General features: G+C 39.7%; 14 protein-coding genes. All 14 read left to right on the top strand.

All coding sequences use genetic code 11. The features are described from left to right. Positions 1-18 precede the first annotated feature (18 nt). A complete protein-coding gene (locus FJOH_RS18335) occupies positions 19-669 on the top strand; it encodes a DNA cytosine methyltransferase (protein WP_012025527.1) in 651 nt (216 codons plus the stop codon). Then, positions 650-3,118 (top strand): TraG family conjugative transposon ATPase, encoded by a 2,469-nt coding sequence (locus FJOH_RS18330; protein WP_044047854.1) that lies wholly within the window; start codon positions 650-652, stop codon positions 3,116-3,118. Before FJOH_RS18335 ends, FJOH_RS18330 begins: the two co-directional genes overlap by 20 nt. A gap of 9 nt (positions 3,119-3,127) precedes the next feature. Further along, a complete protein-coding gene (locus FJOH_RS18325) occupies positions 3,128-3,811 on the top strand; it encodes a hypothetical protein (protein WP_012025525.1) in 684 nt (227 codons plus the stop codon). Between the two features lie 14 nt (positions 3,812-3,825). Then, complete coding sequence (locus tag FJOH_RS18320; RefSeq protein ID WP_012025524.1) at positions 3,826-4,437, top strand: hypothetical protein; 612 nt, start codon at positions 3,826-3,828, stop codon at positions 4,435-4,437. 14 nt (positions 4,438-4,451) lie between these two features. Then, positions 4,452-5,087: a hypothetical protein gene (locus FJOH_RS18315; RefSeq protein WP_012025523.1), complete on the top strand. Its 636-nt coding sequence runs from the start codon at positions 4,452-4,454 to the stop codon at positions 5,085-5,087. A gap of 13 nt (positions 5,088-5,100) precedes the next feature. Continuing rightward, positions 5,101-6,300, top strand: coding sequence for a conjugative transposon protein TraJ (traJ, locus tag FJOH_RS18310; RefSeq protein WP_012025522.1), 1,200 nt, complete (start codon positions 5,101-5,103; stop codon positions 6,298-6,300). 12 nt (positions 6,301-6,312) lie between these two features. Continuing rightward, positions 6,313-6,933 carry a conjugative transposon protein TraK gene (gene traK, locus FJOH_RS18305; protein WP_044047853.1) on the top strand — a complete coding sequence of 207 codons (621 nt, stop codon included), beginning with the start codon at positions 6,313-6,315 and terminating at the stop codon, positions 6,931-6,933. A gap of 274 nt (positions 6,934-7,207) precedes the next feature. Next, positions 7,208-8,497, top strand: coding sequence for a conjugative transposon protein TraM (gene traM, locus FJOH_RS18300; RefSeq protein ID WP_012025520.1), 1,290 nt, complete (start codon positions 7,208-7,210; stop codon positions 8,495-8,497). A 16-nt stretch (positions 8,498-8,513) separates the two neighbouring features. Beyond that, positions 8,514-9,353, top strand: a complete 840-nt coding sequence (gene traN / locus FJOH_RS18295; RefSeq protein ID WP_012025519.1) for a conjugative transposon protein TraN — start codon at positions 8,514-8,516, stop codon at positions 9,351-9,353. Between the two features lie 32 nt (positions 9,354-9,385). After that, positions 9,386-10,525 carry a hypothetical protein gene (locus tag FJOH_RS18290; RefSeq protein WP_012025518.1) on the top strand — a complete coding sequence of 380 codons (1,140 nt, stop codon included), beginning with the start codon at positions 9,386-9,388 and terminating at the stop codon, positions 10,523-10,525. A 5-nt stretch (positions 10,526-10,530) separates the two neighbouring features. Beyond that, a complete protein-coding gene (locus tag FJOH_RS18285; RefSeq protein ID WP_012025517.1) occupies positions 10,531-10,824 on the top strand; it encodes a hypothetical protein in 294 nt (97 codons plus the stop codon). A 342-nt stretch (positions 10,825-11,166) separates the two neighbouring features. After that, positions 11,167-11,277, top strand: coding sequence for a JAB domain-containing protein (locus FJOH_RS27420; RefSeq protein ID WP_123875711.1), 111 nt, complete (start codon positions 11,167-11,169; stop codon positions 11,275-11,277). Between the two features lie 79 nt (positions 11,278-11,356). Further along, positions 11,357-17,632 (top strand): P-loop NTPase family protein, encoded by a 6,276-nt coding sequence (locus tag FJOH_RS18280; RefSeq protein WP_044047851.1) that lies wholly within the window; start codon positions 11,357-11,359, stop codon positions 17,630-17,632. Next, on the top strand, positions 17,589-18,308 hold the full coding sequence (locus FJOH_RS18275) for a hypothetical protein (RefSeq protein WP_012025515.1): 720 nt from the start codon (positions 17,589-17,591) through the stop codon (positions 18,306-18,308). Before FJOH_RS18280 ends, FJOH_RS18275 begins: the two co-directional genes overlap by 44 nt. Positions 18,309-18,334 lie beyond the last annotated feature (26 nt).

The raw sequence follows: 18,334 nt of genomic DNA, 5'->3' as shown, positions 1-18,334 counted from the left end.
TAACGTATTTATTGGATTATGAAAGTTCTAAATCTTTATGCGGGAATAGGAGGAAACAGAAAGAACTGGACGGATGTTACGGTTACTGCTGTCGAACTCGATCCCCAGCTGGCTGCCGTTTATGCAGAGCATTTCCCTCAAGATACGGTCGTAGTTGGAGATGCACACCAATATCTTATAGATCATCATAATGAATTTGATTTCATCTGGAGTTCGCCGCCGTGCCAGTCGCATTCCTCGTTTAGACAGAACATATGCGTAAGATTCCGCGGCACTCCTGCAGTATTTCCAGACATGAGACTGTATCAGGAAATTTTGTTTCTCAGGCATAACGCGGAATGTTTATGGACTGTAGAAAATGTAAAACCTTACTATACACCACTTATCGAATCCAATGCCGCGCTGCAACGCCATTTGTTCTGGGCGAATTTTGAGATACCGGATACAGAGATACAGGCATCGGTAAAAATCCGTTATGCGCAGATACCGGATCTTGAAGAGGCTTTAGGATTTAGTATCAGGGCGTCCAGTATACCAAACAAAAGGCAGGTACTGCGAAACTGCGTTGATCCGCAGCTGGGACTGCATATTTTAAATTCAGCCAGAAGTGTCTGGCGGAAAAAAGTGAAAATGAGTAAAACAAGGAAAAATGGAAAAAGAATTGGATGATGTATTACCGATTATGGACGTACAGCATGACTGTATTTTGTCAAAACAGGGTGATGTGACGATAGTATTTAAAGCAGATCTGCCAGAGATTTTTACGCTGTCAGACCAGGAATATGAGGCTTTCCATCAGTCCTGGATTAAGGCGGTTAAGCTACTGCCGAAATTCTGCGTATTTCACAAGCAGGACTGGTTTTTGGAAAAAGGATACAGAGCCGATTTTTCAAATGATGACACCAGTTTCCTAAGCAGGAGCAGTGAAAGGTTTTTCAATGAAAGGCCGTTTCTTGATCACAGCTGTTATATAATGCTGACTAAAAAACCGGCGGGAAGAAAAAGTTCCAGTTCCCTATTTTCAACTCTGATCAGAAACACCCCTGTCCCGGAAGAAACTTTGAAGCCCCAGCTGCTGCAGGATTTTCTGGATTCAGCAGGACAGTTCAAAAGAGTACTCGAAGACAGCGGCTTTGTAAAGCTCAACAGACTTAAAAATGAGGATCTTAAAAGCCAGAGCAGAAAGATTGGACTTATTGAGAGGTACTGTTTCTTATCGGATAAGGAAAGTGAATTTATATTTAATGATATTTCATTTAAAGACGGTTTAAGAATAGGAGATAAGCATTGCCAGCTGTTTACTCTGGGGGATGCGGCTGATCTTCCGGGACTGTGCGGATCACGCATAAATTTTGACCGATATTCTACTGATAAAACTAAGTTCAGCATTGGTTTTGCTTCAACTCTGGGACAGCTTTTATCCTGTAATCACATCTATAACCAGTATATTTTTATTGAAGATGCACAGAAAACAATTCAGAAACTGGAGAGCAAAAGACTAAGGCTTCAGTCGTTATCTGCCTACAGCCGTGAGAACATGATAGCCCGTGACGCCACGAACGATTTTCTCAATGAAGCGATCGCGCAGCAGAGACTTCCTGTAAAAGCACATTTTAATGTACTGGCTTGGACCGATAATGAGGAAAATCTAAAGGAAATAAAAAACAAGGTTTCATCGGCACTGGCTCAGATGGATGCTGCCGCCAAACAGGAAACTGTCGGGGCGCCGCAGATCTATTGGGCGGGACTGCCCGGCAATGCTGCTGATTTTCCAATGAATGACACTTTTGATACCTTCACAGAGCAGGCAGTCTGCTTTCTGAATATGGAAACGGGTTACCGTTCCTCACTCAGTCCAATGGGAATCCGATTAGGAGACCGGCTGACTGGAAAACCAGTCCATGTGGATATAAGTGATGAGCCCGTCAGAAAAGGAATATGCACCAACCGCAATAAATTTATTCTTGGGCCATCGGGAAGCGGCAAGTCCTTTTTCACTAACCATATGGTCAGAAGTTATTATGAGCAGGGAACACATGTGGTGCTTGTGGATGTAGGCCACAGCTATAAGGGGCTATGTGATATGGTTGGCGGATATTACTTTACTTATGATGAAAAGAATCCGATACGTTTCAATCCTTTTTATATTTCAGAAGGGGATAGTCTGGATACTGAGAAAAAAGAAAGCATCAAAACACTGCTGCTGGCACTTTGGAAGAAAGATGACGAAACATTTAACAGAAGCGAGTATGTTGCGCTTTCCAATGCGCTGCAGCTGTACTATGAAAAACTCGACAGGGAAAAAGAGATTTTCCCGTGTTTTAACAGCTTCTATGAATTTCTTAGAGAAGAGTTTATCAGGATTCTGGAGAATGATAAAGTAAAGGAGAAAGACTTTGACATTACTAATTTTCTCTATGTTCTCAGACCCTACTATAAAAGCGGTGAGTTTGACTATCTATTGAACGCAACAGAGAATCTGGAGCTTCTGAAAGAACGTTTCATCGTATTTGAACTCGATAATATCAAAGATCATCCTATACTTTTTCCAGTGGTCACAATCATCATTATGGAGGTTTTTATCAGCAAGATGAGAAAACTCAAAGGAATCCGGAAAATGATTTTGATTGAAGAGGCCTGGAAAGCAATCGCAAAAGAAGGAATGGCGGAATATATCAAGTACTTATTTAAGACTGTGCGTAAGTTCTTTGGAGAGGCTATTGTAGTAACACAGGAAGTGGAAGATATCATTTCTTCTCCTGTTGTCAAACAGGCAATTATCAATAACAGCGACTGTAAAATTCTTTTGGATCAGAGCAAATACCAGAACAAATTTGACCAGATTCAGGAACTTCTTGGCCTGACAGAAAAAGAAAAAGGGCTGGTACTATCGGTCAACAAAGCCAATGATCCTTCAAAAAAATACAAAGAGGTATTTATATCCCTGGGGGGGATGTCTTCCAAAGTATACCGGACAGAGGTATCGCTGGAGGAATATCTTGCCTATACAACCGAAGAGAGCGAGAAGATGAAAATGAACCAATATGCGGCAAAGTTCGGCGGAGACATAAAAAAAGGAATTGCCGCAATGGCAAATGAAATAAGAAACGGTAAATAAAAATTGAAAATGAAAACGAGAATAACTGCCTGCCTGATCTGTCTGCTGCTAATAAGCACTCCTGCAAGACCGGCAGAAAAAACCGCTGTACTGCCTATACTTGAAATTGTAAAAGCAGTCACAAAAAAAGTAATCAAAGCGATAGATCTGCGTATTCAAAGACTGCAGAACAAAACCATCTGGCTTCAGAATGCCCAGAAACAAGTTGAAAATGTTCTCTCTAAACTAAAACTTGATGAAATCTCGGATTGGACGCAGAAACAGAAAGAACTTTATAAAGGTTATTACCAGGAGCTGAGTAAAGTCAAATCTATAATTACCTATTATCAGAGAATAAAGGAAATTACCAGGAAGCAGACCAAACTGGTTCAGGAGTATGAAAGAGCATGGAACCTGCTTCGTCAGGATTTCCATTTTAAAGAAGATGAAATTCGCTACATGGAGCGGGTGTATAACGGTATTTTGGAAGAAAGTGTAAAGAATATGGATCAGATATTTTTGATACTGGAGTCTTTTACCACTGAGATGAGCGATTTAAAAAGACTTGAAATAATCAATAAGGCCTCTGCTGAGATCGACTCGAACTACGATGACCTTAAACTGTTTAATCAGCAGAATATCATGCTGAGTCTTCAGAGAGCCAAAACAGAGTCAGAAGTAAATCAAACCAAACAATTTTACGGAATTCCGTAAGTGAGCTAAAAATTATGAAAAAAATGATTTTAATTCTTACCACTGTACTGTTTTTCAGCCAGGGTATGACGGGGCAGGCCAAGCAGAGAAAAGAACTTCTGCTTCAGATTGCAGCGCTCCAGGTTTACATTGATTATGCAAAAAAGGGATACTCTGCGGTTTACAAGGGACTGAATTTTATTGGTGATGTAAAGAAAGGAGAAGTGAACCTGCACGGAGATTATTTTTCTTCGCTTTTGAAAGTTAATCCCAAAGTCAGGAATTACTATAAAATAGCAGAAATAATTTCCTTGCAGGTGAAGATAATCAAAGTAAGCAGGAAGACGATAAAGACTCTAAGGGCGGCTGATTTGTTTCATGGCACTGAACTGGATTATGTTGAGCGCGCTTTGAACCGGCTGCTTGAGAACTGCAGCGATACTTTGGATCACCTTTTATCGGTCAGTACAGATTCAAAACTGGAACTAACTGATGACCAGAGAATTGATCGTATTGACAGGCTGCATAATAGTATGCTTGAGGACTATAATTTCTGCATTTCTTTCAGCCGCGAAGCAGGACTTTTGTCTTTGTCTAAAGCAAAGGATTTAGTAGAAGCAGAGCAATTACGTGTTATGTATCACTAGAAAATTTAAGTACGATGAAAAAAACAGTGTTTGCAGCAGCCATGATCTTGGCATTCTTGATGCCGTTAAAAGCAGAAGCGCAGTCTGCTGAAATCCAGCAGCTGATCTTAAATATTGAAAAGTTATCCCAGTTCAAGAAGATTCTAAGTGATATGAAAAAAGGCTATGAGCTTCTTTCGGGAGGATACAAGACGGTAAAAGATATGTCTGAAGGGAATTTCAGCCTCCATAAAACTTTTTTGGATGCCTTGATGCAGGTTTCACCAACGGTAAAAAATTACAAAAGAGCAGGTGAAATTGTAAATCTGCAGATCCTCTTGGTCAGGGAAAGTAAAAAAGGTTTGAGCAGCTTTGTAAAAAGCGGCAGTTTCAGCCAGCGGGAACTCGGATATTTTGAAAAAGTGTACGGCAATCTTCTGGATCAGAGCCTGAGAAATCTTGACCAGCTTATAATGGTTGTAACGGCTGATAAGCTCAGGATGTCAGACGATGAGAGGCTTGAGGCAATAGATGCCGTGTATCTGGAGATGCAGGATAAGATCTCCTTTCTTAGAGATTTTAATGCATCATCAAGCGTGCTGCTTTTGCAGAGAGCAAAAGAATCAAATGATGTTTCCGCTTCCAAGCAATTTCATGAATTAAAAAACTAGGGATATGATTTCTATGAAAAAAATTGAAAAATTGTTTTTGATAATTGGGATGCTGCTTTTTCAATCCAGCGTCCAAGCTCAGGGACTGGGAGATGAGATGCAAAGTCTTCATTCGGTATTAGAACAGCTTTACGATGAGATGATGCCTTTATGCAGCAACTTACTGGCTGTAGGGCAGGGGATAGCAGGTTTTGCAACGATCTGGTTTATCGCCTCGCGTGTGTGGCGTCACATTGCAAATGCAGAACCTATAGACTTTTATCCTCTTTTCAGGCCCTTTGTAATAGGTTTCTGCATTATGATTTTTCCATCTGTTCTGGCCCTTATCAACGGGGTTATGAAACCCACGGTAACTGCCACGGCAGCAATGGTTTCAGGTTCTAATAACGCGGTTGCTGTGCTTTTAAAGGAGAAGGAAAAAGCGATTAAAGAAACCGATCCGTGGAAGATGTATGTTGGCGTAACAGGATCGGGTGACAGGGACAGATGGTATAAATACACGCATGATGAAGATCCCTCTGATGAAAGCATGCTGGCGGGAATCGGGAACGATGTCAAGTTTGCAATGGAAAAGGCGTCATATAACTTTAGGAATTCTGTAAAGGAGTGGTTGAGTGAGGTGCTACGAGTACTCTTTGAGGCTGCTGCCTTGTGTATTGACACACTTAGGACGTTTCAGCTTGTTGTCTTGTCAATTCTGGGGCCCCTTGTATTTGGAATAGCAGTTTTTGACGGCTTTCAGCATACCCTCACCGTATGGCTGGCCAGGTATATCAATATTTATCTCTGGCTTCCTGTAGCCAATATTTTTGGAAGCATTATCGGAAAAATTCAGGAACTGATGCTGAAGGTTGATCTCTCGCAGGTGCAGGCTACAGGAGATACCTTTTTCAGCAGGACTGACATGTCTTATCTCATATTTATGATAATTGGAATCATCGGCTATTTTACTGTTCCGTCAGTAGCAAACTATATTGTACATGCTGCAGGAGGCGGAGCTTTGGGACAGAAAGTTACGAGCTTATTTGGCAGCTCTGCAAATTCGGTAGTTTCCAGAACGGCGCAAGGCGCCGGAATGGTTCTCGATGCAATGGGAGACGCAGACACAAGAATGACAAGGTGCATGGCATCTTCGGCAGGAAGCAGTCCCTACTTTAAGGAAAAGGGAAATTATATGGGCGACAAGCTCAGCGGGAATTTAAAACATACCTAAAAGATCCTAACTATGTTTACTAAAATGAAAAATATTGATTCGGCATTCAGATATGTCAGGGGATTTACGATGCTTGTTATTGTCGGATGTTCAGTGATTTGCTGCTACACTGTCTATAAAAGTTTTGAATCTGTGTCCCAGACACGCGATAAGGTCTATATACTGGCCAACGGAAAGGCTCTTGAAGCGTATGCTTCTGACCGCAGGGATAATGTCCCGGTAGAAGCAAGAGACCACGTAAGAACATTTCACAAGCTATTCTTTACCCTTGATCCGGATGATAAAGTAATTAAAACAAATATTACAAAGGCACTTTATCTGGCCGATGACAGTGCAAAACGGATCTATGATGACCTGAAAGAAAATGGCTTTTACTCGGGCATAATTTCAGGAAACATCAGCCAGACCATTCAGATTGACAGTGTAGCCATAGATATCAAAGAATATCCATACAGGTTCAGCTGTTATGCCAGACAGAATATAATCAGGACAACGAGTATTTCGAAAAGGAACCTTATTACCAGAGGAAGCCTTCGCAACGTCTCAAGAAGCGATAACAATCCGCATGGTTTTCTTATTGAGCGCTGGGAAACTATTGAGAATGGGGATATCGGAGTAGAGAACAGGAAATAGGCAGTCATGATGCAGTTATTTAAAAAACGGGATGAGGATTATATCTATTCAGAATATTACCTGAAAGTGCAAAAATTGTGGTCCGTCAAAATGAGCAGGCTGACCGCCGGTTTATCAAAGAAAAAACTGATTGTGCTTCTTTTTGCATTTGTGGTTTTAAGTGCCGGTTATCTCATTTATAATATCTGCAGGAGCGTATTTGCAGAGCGCTTTCCAGCTAAATATAGACCTGAAGTTTCTAAGGTTTTGCCAATTAATCAAAAAAAAATGAATTATGGAAACAAAAACTTTATCGATAAAAGAAGTAAAAAAAAGAAAAATGCTTTTGGTTCTGCCTTTAATAACACTTCCATTCATAACACTACTGTTTTACGTTCTGGGAGGCGGCAGAATGGAAGCGGCAGTATCTTCAAGCGAACATAAAAAAGGGTTTAATTTTAATCTGCCCATGCCAAAATTTAAAGAAGATTCTGCCCTTGATAAAATGAGTTATTATGAAGAGGCGGCCACCGATTCATTAAAGCTTTTGGAACAGATTAAAAAAGATCCAAATTATTCCAAGAGTGCGATTTCAAATGACCTCGATGATGAATTTACGGCAGAAGATTTTGAGAAGCACCTATTTTCAAAAGGCATTAAAGGATTCAATTCAGCTCCGCTTGAACAGGGAAAGGAAGAGAAAGTATACGAAAAAATAAAAGCTCTTCAAAAGATAATCAGACAGCCTGTAACTGCGGACAGCTATGGGCAGGACATGAGTGAATTTGAATCGTATGGCAGATCAAAAGAAAGTTCCCAAGAGATAAAAAAACTCGAGCAGATGATGGCATCCATGGGAACTGTACAGGAACCTGATCCAGAACTGCAGCAGCTTGGCGGAATGCTTGAAAATATACTGGATATTCAGCATCCGCAGCGTGTACAGGAAAGATTAAAACAGTCCTCTGAAAGTAAAAAAGGAAAAGTTTTTACTGTTGACCCTAATATAGAAATTGATATATCCACGTCATTACAGAAGACCTCAAGCATCATAGACAATTCAAAAAGTAATTCATTCTATTCCGCAGATGAGAGCGCAGAACTTGACAGCCAGCCGAATGCTATTCAGGCTGTAATTCATGAGACGCAGATCATTGTGAACGGATCAATTGTAAAACTAAGGCTAAGCAATGATATTAATCTGCAGGGAACTGTGATTCCTAAGAATACATTCTTGTATGGAACGGCATCGCTGAAAGGGGAGAGGCTCGAAGTAAAGGTGGATAATATCCAGTTTAGAAATTCTATTTTCCCAGTTGAACTGACAATATATGATCTGGATGGCATTAGTGGAATTTATATTCCGGGTGCTATAAACAGGGATGTCGCTAAAGCCTCTGCCGAAAGGTCGATACAGACTTTGGGTCTAACGGGAATTTCAGATTCGTGGGGTGCGCAGGCTGCCGGTATGGGAGTTGAGGCGGCAAAAAGTCTTATAAGTAAAAAGGTCAAGCTCATTAAAGTAGTGCTAAAAGCAGGCTATCAGGTACTGCTTTATGATGAGAAACAAAAGAATTTGAAGTAACTAAAAGAATTTAAAGATGAAAAAATATAACTTGATCTATTTTATCAGTTTCTCCTTTTTAGCAATATCAAGCTTCGCGCAGTTGAATAATAGAAAGACAAATTCCAATGCTGATAATCTTGTAAATCTGAATATTGGCTATTCAAAAACAACAAGTCTTGTTTTTCCTTATGCGATTAAAAGTATCGATAAAGGCAGTCCAGATATTATAATGCAGAAAGCAAAAGGAGTTGAGAATATACTGCTTCTAAAGGCAAACAGGCAGAATTTCGCCCAGACCAATCTCACAATTATTACTGCAGACAGCAGGCTTTATGTATTTGTCTTAAACTACAACGATGATTGTCCTGATTTAAATGTAAACGCCGATAATCTGGCTGTGGTCAATGATGATATTTTGTTTTCAAAGGAAAATGAAAACCAAAAGAAAATTGAACAATTTGCCGCCCTGGCATTAGCAAAAAAGAAAAAGATAACAGGTATACAACGTTCAAAATTTGATATTAAACTTTCGGTTAGCGGCATTTTTATTCATGAAGATGTAATGTACTTTAGGCTGGTTATAGATAATAATTCAAAAATTAATTATGAGCTTGACCAGCTTCGTTTTTTCATCCGGGATAAGAAGAAAGCGAAACGCACGGCGTCTCAGGAAATTGAGATAATTCCGCTTTATGATTCAAACAGTCGAAATGTAATTGCTGCTAAGTCTGAATGGACAGCTGTTTATGCGATGCCAAAGGTTATTATACCGGAAAAAAAATATCTGACAATCCAGCTAATTGAAAAGAACGGGGAAAGGCAGCTTGAAGTTGATATTAACAATAACCTGACTAAAAAGATATCTGCAATATAGGAATGAAGCAATGAATCTTAAAGCAAAATGTTATGACAATCGATTTAAGTGACAGTGAGATGATGCTGAGTTTTACTCAGGAGATGGCATCCCTTGGATATCAGTATGTAGCCTTTGATATAGAAATTGTAAATAACAGCAATACACTTGAATTTTATAGAAATATATTGGACGCACAAGAGTATTGCTGTGTTATGACTAATGATGCTCAATATTTTGAAAACTTGCCTACAAATTCTCTAATAAAAGACCTGGAGGCCCTGATTAATAGTGGTATTGATACTTCATGTAAGGAGGCAATTGAAATTACAGGATTTGCAAATAGCAGAGAAAGAAAGGCACTATCAGATAATAATTTAAATACAAACATTATGAATCAGAAAAATTTAGAGTACCTAAAAGACCAGTTAAAATATACTGGATTTGGAGAAACATTCGATCTGGACCTGAAGGAAAAGATGACGCAGGGAGAGAAAGAATTTAAGATTATTAGAGACGGAGTATACGGTGCCGATTCTATGAACGCCGTTTTAAATTTTAAAAAATCAGATCAGACTGATTTCTATTTTTTTAATTCATATCATGTCAGTCTTCAGAAGGAAAATTCAAAAGAATCGCTGGAACAGACTTTTTATATTAACAGTAACGGGCGAAATATTACGCTCAAAGAGGCCTATAACTTAATGGAGGGACGTTCTGTCAATAAAGACCTGAAGAATAAGGACGGTGAGCTGTATAATTCGTGGATAAAAATTGATTTTAAACAAACAGATGAGACGGGCAACTTCAAACTTAACCATTATCATCAAAATTATGGTTATGATCTGGAAGCCAGTCTGGCCAAACATTCCATTAAGGAACTCGATACTCCTAAGTTTAAAGAAGATTTATTGAATTCCCTTAAAAAAGGAAATCTTCAGTCAGTCACATTTGTGGTCGGGGGTGTTGAGAGCAAGATGTATATTGAGGCAAATCCACAATTTAAAACGATAAAAGTCTATGATGAAAACATGCAGAGAATTAATCATAGGGAAAGTAAAGAGGAAAAAAAATCGATAGTAGAAAATCAGTCTGTTTCAAAAGAACAAAAAAAAAGCACTGATCTTGATGCCGATTCTTCCGGAACTGAAAAAAAAAATAATAACAGGAAAAGCAAATCTCATTCAATCTAATAATAATGGAGAATTTAAAGCCCTTATCTGATTTTTTTGCTGCAATTGAAAAAGATTTTAGAATCAGCACAACACATATTGCCATTTATGCGGCATTGTTACAGCTTAGAATAGAAAGGGGCTTTATAAATCCGATTGATGTATTTAGCCGTGATATAATATCGAAAGTTAAAATTTCTTCCACATACACCTATATTAAATGTATTCAGGATCTAAATGACTACGGATACATAAATTATGTCCGTTCCTTTAAAAAGACACAGGCAAGCAAAATATATTTTACTGATTTTGAAGAGTAATGAATTGACAGAAACACAATAATAGGTCTTATTACACCTCGCTAAAAAAAGATATAATCAAGATTAAGCTATTTTTTAAATTGTAATTAAATAAGATGAATAAATATTTTGCCTCACTTTGACAAATGGCGTAAAAATTTAGTCTGATAAAATTACTTTTAATACAGCTTAAAATTAGGATTGGACTTGTCGGTTGCATGAAGTTTCATTGGTAGCAATCGCTGGCACATTACACGATCCGAAAATGATTTTTGTGGCGGCTTTCAAATCTAATGCCGTATCGCTGGTTAAGATCCGAAACAATCCTCTGGTCATTTTTAACCTTCCCCGAAGTATAAACATATAACTAATAAAGTAAAATTAGCAGACAGAATTACGAATATCTTACCGCGGGATCACCTTATCATTGCTACCAAAACCTATTATTCCTTTAAAGATGAGGGCGCTTTTTAGCGCCTTTTTTTTTAGATTAAAAAGAAGGTCTTATATTAGTCAAAGTTTATGGTTATTTCTTACATTAAAAATTAGAATAATGTCAAATGATTTAGTTGCATATTCAAGGGCAGGGGATGTATTTCACTACAGATGGGCAGCAAGACGCTGCTTAAGGCTCCTTTATCCCAATGCCTCTATTCGCTCCATTGTGATTGAGGGTTCCAAAGAAAATAAAAAAGAAGGTGAGTATGTCATAGATGTTTCTGAATATTACGAGCTTACGGATGATAAAAAACAGATCAGGTATTATCAGCTTAAGCATACTACGGTACAGAAAGACAGTCCTTTTACTTTAAGTGACCTGAAAGATACTCTCGAAGGCTTTGCAAAAAGATATAACCAGCATCTCAAAGAGGATGATGCCATTGATGTTTCATTTGTTCTGGTTACCAACAGGCCTGTAACTAAATTTTTTAAAGACAAGGTTCTTTTGTTGGCAGAGGGCAAAACTGTTTCAAAAGGATTTTTGAAGACCATTACAGCTTATACTAGACTTAGTTCTTCAGAATTATCAAAGTTCTGCGGACTTTTGGATTTTGAGGACGGCGAGGGGGATTATGACAGCCAGAAAGACGAGCTGAGATTTGAGATTTCTCAACTTACAGCGGGGACTGTTGATAATGCGCAGATTGAAAATATCGTTTCACTGGTGCAGGAAAAAATACTGCCAAAGTCTGACCGTGTAATTACCAGAGAAGATATTTTGAAACGTTTTAATATATTCTCGGAAAGAGATTTGTTTCCGGCTCCTGCCATATGGGAAGAAAAGGTAGAAGTTATTGGCAGGGAGCAGTATGGAGAGCTTATGGAAGCCATATCGCTTTCCAGTTATTCATTTATTGTTCACGCGCCGGGAGGTGTAGGAAAGTCTATGTTCTGCCGGCAGCTGTCAGCTTCACTGCCTTCAAATTCATTCGCCTTGGCTTACGACTGTTTTGGAGCAGGACAATACAGAAATCGCAGCGAACCGCGGCACAGGCACCGCGACGCCCTTGTGCAGATTGCCAATGAACTTGCCGTTAAGGGGCTTTGCGATCCTTTGATCGTTCAGGATACTTCGCAAGACAGCGATATCATGCGAAAATTTTTATGGCGCCTGGAGGCGTCCGTAAAAAATCTAAGACACAGGGATGATTCCGCTTTATTATTTATTTTGATTGACGCTGCAGATAATGCAGAAATGGCAGCACAGGAATACAGCACACCATGTTTTGCGAGCGAGCTTCTGCGCGAAACTATGCCTGAGGGATGCAGACTTGTTTTATTGTGCAGGACCGAACGTATTGCGCTGTTGAAGCCTAATTCAAAAATTAAAACACTTGAATTAAAACCGTTTTCAAAAGGTGAGACCCTGCTGAATTTAAGAAGATGGTTTGAGGACGCCGACGAGAAAGACGGAGAAGAATTTCATAGACTGACAAGCGGGAACCCCCGCGTGCAGGCAAATGCATTGAGTGTCAAGGCAACAAGTGTATTGGAACTTTTAGGCAGGCTGGGACCTTTGGGAACTACTGTTGAGCAGCAGATTGAACAGCAGTTACATTCCGCTGTGTCCACACTGAAAGATTCACTATCAGCTTCTTTTCAGGAGCAGATAGATGCAGTGTGTTTGGGTCTGGCAAGCCTGCCGCCTCATATCCCTGTAAAAATTTTGGCAGAAGCTGCAGGAGTTTCAATTGAGACAATTAAAAGCTTTACAGCTGATATAGGCAGGTCTTTATGGCTCTCTGATGATTCGGTGCAGTTCAGGGATGAGCCTTCTGAGACGTGGTTCAGGAAGACTTTTTTAGCAGAAAAGAAAAATTTTGAAACTTACATCAAGCTTTTGGAGCCTTTGGCAGGCGACCATACCTATGTGTCAGAAGTGCTGCCGCACCTTTATCTTCAGGCAGGTCAATATGAAAAATTAATTCAAACTGCTCTCTCGGACAGCTATCTGCCGCTGGATAATCCTATTGATGCTAGAAGCGTGAGAATTTACCGTCTTCAGTTTGCTTTTAGGGCTGCAGTGCGGGAAGCAAAATATAAAGATGCCATAAAAATAGCGGTACGCGCGGGAGAAGAAATGGCCGGTAACCAAAGGCAGATCAGTCTTTTTCATGGCAATATTGATCTTTTAACCGCCTTGCAGGACAAACAGAAAGTTCAGGATATTGCCTTTAAGCGGCTGCTGTGCGGAGGGTGGAACGGTTCAGAGAATATCTATACAGCGTCCCTGCTATCAGGAATCAATGAATATAAGGGAGAAGCAAGAGGATATTTAAGAGCTGGTGTAAACTGGATGGTGATCTACTTTGAAGAGTTAAAAAAAAGCAAGGATGATCATCCCCAAAACGAGGTAACCGACGAGAATGTTCTTGAAATGGCATCTGCCTATTTTAATATATACGGAGTAAAGGAGTGTATAGAATTTTTAAACCGTTTCACTTCAAAAATTCTTGTCTTCAAGGTAGTTGGGAATCTGGCGAAAAGGTTTATAGATGCGGGAAACCTTACAGTTGTAGAAAAGTTGTTGCAAGCCTGCATCGATGAGCCCTACTATACTGTGGCTATTACCGACGAATTAGTAAACACTGGCCATTTTCCTGAGAAAGAACAGCTTGAGAACTGCCTGGAATTACTAGTAAAGGCAAGGACTAGAATCAAAATTCCCGAGAACTATTATCAAAATGAAAATTTAAACGATGCTATACTTTCATTTTTGGAGGCATGTTTGCATAGAAATCTGCCAAAATCAAAGCTATTAAAAGTACTGCAACATTATACTCCTGAAAAAGCCACTAGGATGGTTTATGACGGACATCAATGGCATGAGCGAAATGTCTATTTGAAGGCACTGGCACTCAGAATGATGCTTCAGGAGAAATCGGATCTGGACATCGACAGCATTCTGCCGGATGACCTTGCAGAAAAAAAGAAAAAGAATCAATATGAACGGGACGATGAAATCAAGAAGTTGAGGGAAGTAATAGGCGGTTTGTTCCCATGGTATCAGCTGCGGACATTGATATTAAGCGGACAGGATTTTGATTTCGAGGCTCAGGTACGAAAGGCAGATGAAAATTCAAAAAAGGCAACAGCAGGCAGGCACAGATCATACGATAGCATTCCAAATGAAATTTCCTCTCAACGGTCTTCGATTCTCAAGCTTTACAGCAATGGAAAAAAAGAAGAAGTTCAGTGGTTTTATGAGTCTTATTTAAAGAATAATAAATCTTTATGGATTCCTGACGAGCTGCAAAATGTGAGGGCGGCTTTCAGGCTAGAACATCTGGACTTTCTGAAACAGGAAGTCGAGCAGCGTGCATATAAAAGGATAAAAAGCATTACCGAAGGACAGCCAGAAACTGCTGCCGAAAGATACATCAGCCTTGCACGAGCAGTACTCAATAAAGCACCGGATGACGCGGCTGTTTATTTTGAAGAGGCTGTAGACATAGTTTCTAAATTCGGAGATGAAATAGTCAGGAGATGGGAAGCTGTTGTTTCACTTGCAGAACGGTCATGTAGTGAAAAGGGAAGTCCAGACTTGGCTGCTTATCGATTTATACGCTGTGCAGAAGTGGTTGGAGAATATGTCGACCGTGAAAAACACTGGGACAGGAGTGATGCAATTGCGGTATGTGCCAGAATGTCCAGCGGAACGGCTATTGCCGCATTAAGCAGATGGAGAGACAGGCATATAGGAAGATTTGAATTTCAGCTTGAGGCATTGTTGACAGAACTGGTGAAGTCTGATACTATATCTGCTGCAGCGGGCTGGGCTCTTACAAGATTCTTGTCCTCTCATCAGCATGGCGAATTCCTTTCTCTGTGTCTTGGAAAAGAGCCAAATGCAGAAATAAAAGACAAGATATTTGCCGACTCGGTCAGACTGCTGGAGTCAGTCGGCACAAGTCCAGAATTCTGGGAGAGGATAAAAGCGATCGGATATGATGGGAATATTAAAAATGATACTGTAGAAAAAATCTCGGCATACCACAAAAAGAATAAAAAAGAACCTTTGGCTGAGATAGAAAAGAAACCTATTAATGAAGCCGGACAGAACTTAAATGATTTTCCCTGGAACGATGTATTTGAAGTCCGGGATATTTTTGAAGCGGAAGATTTTCAAAAGTGCCTAGAATCATTTTATTCCATATCAGATAAACGCTTTTACAGAAATGTTGAATCGTTCTGGGAACAAATTGTGCTGAGGCTGAGTGAAAAGTCGCTTTGGAAGTTTATTGAAATGCTGCTGTCTTCTGAATTGAGCCACTATCAGATCAAAAGTTTTTTTCAATCGCTTCCCGACGTCTGGAAAAATAAGATAAGTTATAAGAAAAAGTGGCCGCTCCTAATCAGGGAATTAGGAAAAAAATATGCGCAGGAACTGACCTCCCCGTATTCGATCAAATATTTCATAGGAGAATTTAGTTTCGACAACTCCGAAATCGATAAGCTCAAGGAGGGAATATTTGAGGGACTTGCAGGTACGTACGAGTTTTCTGATGCTCAAACATTTTTTGGATTTGTAGATATGACTGCGCCCCTGATTAAACCTGAGGAAGCAGCTGAATTGCTGGATTTTGCACTGTCCAGGTTTGAGCTTCATATTGAAGAGGATTTTGGCGACGGGCAGTGGAGTGAATGGCTGTCTGTTCCAGAAGATATTAATAATCAGCTTGCTGGTTTCATCTGGTCGGCGCTAGGTTCTCCAAGATCTTCCGAACGCTGGAGTGCTGCGCACTGTGTAAGATTGCTGGCAGAATTTGACTGCATTGAGATTATTGAAGAGCTCTTCAAATGGATGCAGCATGACAAGACAGATGCTTTTGGCTGTGCTGAATTTCCTTTCTATAATCTTCACGCAAGACTGTATATGTTGATTGCATCTGCGCGGATCTCTGTTGAAAGAGCGGGTCTGCTGTTTCCTTTCAAGGACGTATTTGTTCGATATGCCCTTGGAGATCCTCATGCGCTTATCCAAAAATTTGCGGCAGATGCGGCAATAAACCTATCTTCTTTTTCTCATGACATTTATGATATCCAGACTTTGGAAAAAATAAAAATGACAGGTAAAAGCAATATGCCTGTAGTGAAAATGAACTATAATGATACAGTTGAGAGCTATTGGCATGTTAAGGATGAAATTGCTACGGATTACGACTTTGATTTTAGTTATGATTTTGACAGATACTGGTTTGATCCCCTTGGTGATGTTTTCGGAATATCGGGCAAACAGGTAGAAGATATAGCTGCTGATGTAATTATTAGACAATGGGGACTCGAAAAGCAAACCGGTTGGAATAATGATCCCCGTGCAGATCTTTGGAACAGACATTCTGATGATAGAGAAACTTGGCATGATCACAGCGGTTATCCAAAAACAGATAATCTTGATTTTTATCTTTCCTATCATTCCATGATGGCGGCAGCGGCCAAACTTCTGGAAAAAATGCCGATTGTTGAAAAAAATGACTGGTATGAGGATGTCTGGGATGAATGGATTTCAAGACATCTGCTCACTTGCATTGATGGGAAATGGCTGTCTGATTATCGCGGCGCGGTACCCTTGGAAAGGCCTGGATGGATTTCTGAAACTAAGAACGATAACTGGAGAGAGGATATATCGGAAGAAAGCTTTTATAGAACACTGAAAACTGAAGGTGCAAATGGGGATGTATGGCTGAACGTGCGGGGCGGATGGGAAGAAAAACATTCTGAGAGAATCGAGACAGTTTCAATCGCTTCGGCATTGGTCTCCAGAAATGCATCTGATGCCTTAATGAGGGCACTGCAGACTTGCAGCGACCCAAACGATTTCAAACTTCCCGATTATGAAGAGGAAAGAATGGAAATAAGATCCAATCCCTTTGAGCTTAAAGGATGGATTAAGAAAGATTATGGATCCAAAAGATTGGATGAATATGATCCTTATGCGGAAAATGTTGATTATCCTCCCTATAGGATTGGTTCGGATGTCGCTGCGAAACTGAATTTGTCTTTAGAAAATGATGGAAAATCATGGTTTCTGCCGCTTTCGTCTAATCCTGATGTCGAATGCGAAATATGGAGTACTTACAGTATGGAAAGGGATCAAACACCAGACCAGTCGGGCAGCAGGGTAAAAGCCTCATTAAAGTTTTTAAAAGAGCTGTGTACGGTTTTTAATTGTGATCTGATACTGGAGGTCAGCATTAAAAGGGATATTAGCTACAGATACCGCAGCAGGGAAGAAAAGTACGAATATTTAAAACCAATAAATAAACTATTTATATTGTCATCAGATGGAGAACTTAGAACAACAACTACAAATCATAAACCTGGGTAGACTATTTGTCCAAGAGCTTAAACTGGAACCGGGAGTGGATACTTTTTCTAGATGGATGGCCCATTATATTGCTGAAAAAATGACTATCGTAGAATGTTCTGAGGGAAATATAAAAAAGGAAGCGGAAAAACAGTGTTTTGACACTATTTTAAAGTTGTGGCAGCACCGTCAATCCATTCCTTCGGGAAAAAGGCCGCTGGAGAATTTTGAGCCTATTTTTGAAGCATTGTCTAAATTAAATCCCGAGAAAGAACAGCCCTATTTTTACCTGCCTCACAATAATAGGGAAAAAAAAGAGCCATCAGCAGCTGATTTGGATGATAAAGCCGAAGTCGAGAAGTGGATGGGAATTGTCGAAGCTGTGGATAAGATCGCCAGAATATGGATTGAGTATGCCTTAAGTAGAGCGGCTAGTAAGGCAAAAGATGAAAAAACAAAAGCATGGATAGAAGCGGCCACAAAGCTCCCTGATAGTGCAGATGTAGATATAATAGATACTTTGCTTGATGAGATCCCTCTTTTTGATTATGAAGAAGATAAAGATGAGCTTTCAAAAAGATATGATATTGAGAGATTAAAAAAACGGATTTCAGAACTTTCAAAGTTCAATGAGTTAAATTCTATACTGCTAACTGAATACCAAAATGAACTTGATAAATTGGAAGAGAAAGATTAAACTAATATTTTGATCTTCCCCAAAAA

Source organism: Flavobacterium johnsoniae UW101 (assembly GCF_000016645.1).
GTDB classification, from domain to species: Bacteria; Bacteroidota; Bacteroidia; order Flavobacteriales; family Flavobacteriaceae; genus Flavobacterium; species Flavobacterium johnsoniae.
Note: the sequence above shows the minus strand (reverse complement) of the source record. Positions and strands in the feature narration are given on the sequence as shown.

Bases quoted from the DNA above. Each gene is read 5' to 3' on its own strand.
- traM (WP_012025520.1), top strand. From the start codon at position 7,208: ATGGAAACAAAAACTTTATCGATAAAAGAAGTAAAAAAAAGAAAAATG.
- FJOH_RS18325 (WP_012025525.1), top strand. From the start codon at position 3,128: ATGAAAACGAGAATAACTGCCTGCCTGATCTGTCTGCTGCTAATAAGC.
- FJOH_RS18315 (WP_012025523.1), top strand. From the start codon at position 4,452: ATGAAAAAAACAGTGTTTGCAGCAGCCATGATCTTGGCATTCTTGATG.
- FJOH_RS18280 (WP_044047851.1), top strand. From the start codon at position 11,357: ATGTCAAATGATTTAGTTGCATATTCAAGGGCAGGGGATGTATTTCAC.
- FJOH_RS18335 (WP_012025527.1), top strand. From the start codon at position 19: ATGAAAGTTCTAAATCTTTATGCGGGAATAGGAGGAAACAGAAAGAAC.
- FJOH_RS18330 (WP_044047854.1), top strand. From the start codon at position 650: ATGGAAAAAGAATTGGATGATGTATTACCGATTATGGACGTACAGCAT.
- FJOH_RS18290 (WP_012025518.1), top strand. From the start codon at position 9,386: ATGACAATCGATTTAAGTGACAGTGAGATGATGCTGAGTTTTACTCAG.
- FJOH_RS18285 (WP_012025517.1), top strand. From the start codon at position 10,531: ATGGAGAATTTAAAGCCCTTATCTGATTTTTTTGCTGCAATTGAAAAA.
- traK (WP_044047853.1), top strand. From the start codon at position 6,313: ATGTTTACTAAAATGAAAAATATTGATTCGGCATTCAGATATGTCAGG.
- FJOH_RS18320 (WP_012025524.1), top strand. From the start codon at position 3,826: ATGAAAAAAATGATTTTAATTCTTACCACTGTACTGTTTTTCAGCCAG.
- traJ (WP_012025522.1), top strand. From the start codon at position 5,101: ATGAAAAAAATTGAAAAATTGTTTTTGATAATTGGGATGCTGCTTTTT.
- FJOH_RS18275 (WP_012025515.1), top strand. From the start codon at position 17,589: ATGGAGAACTTAGAACAACAACTACAAATCATAAACCTGGGTAGACTA.
- traN (WP_012025519.1), top strand. From the start codon at position 8,514: ATGAAAAAATATAACTTGATCTATTTTATCAGTTTCTCCTTTTTAGCA.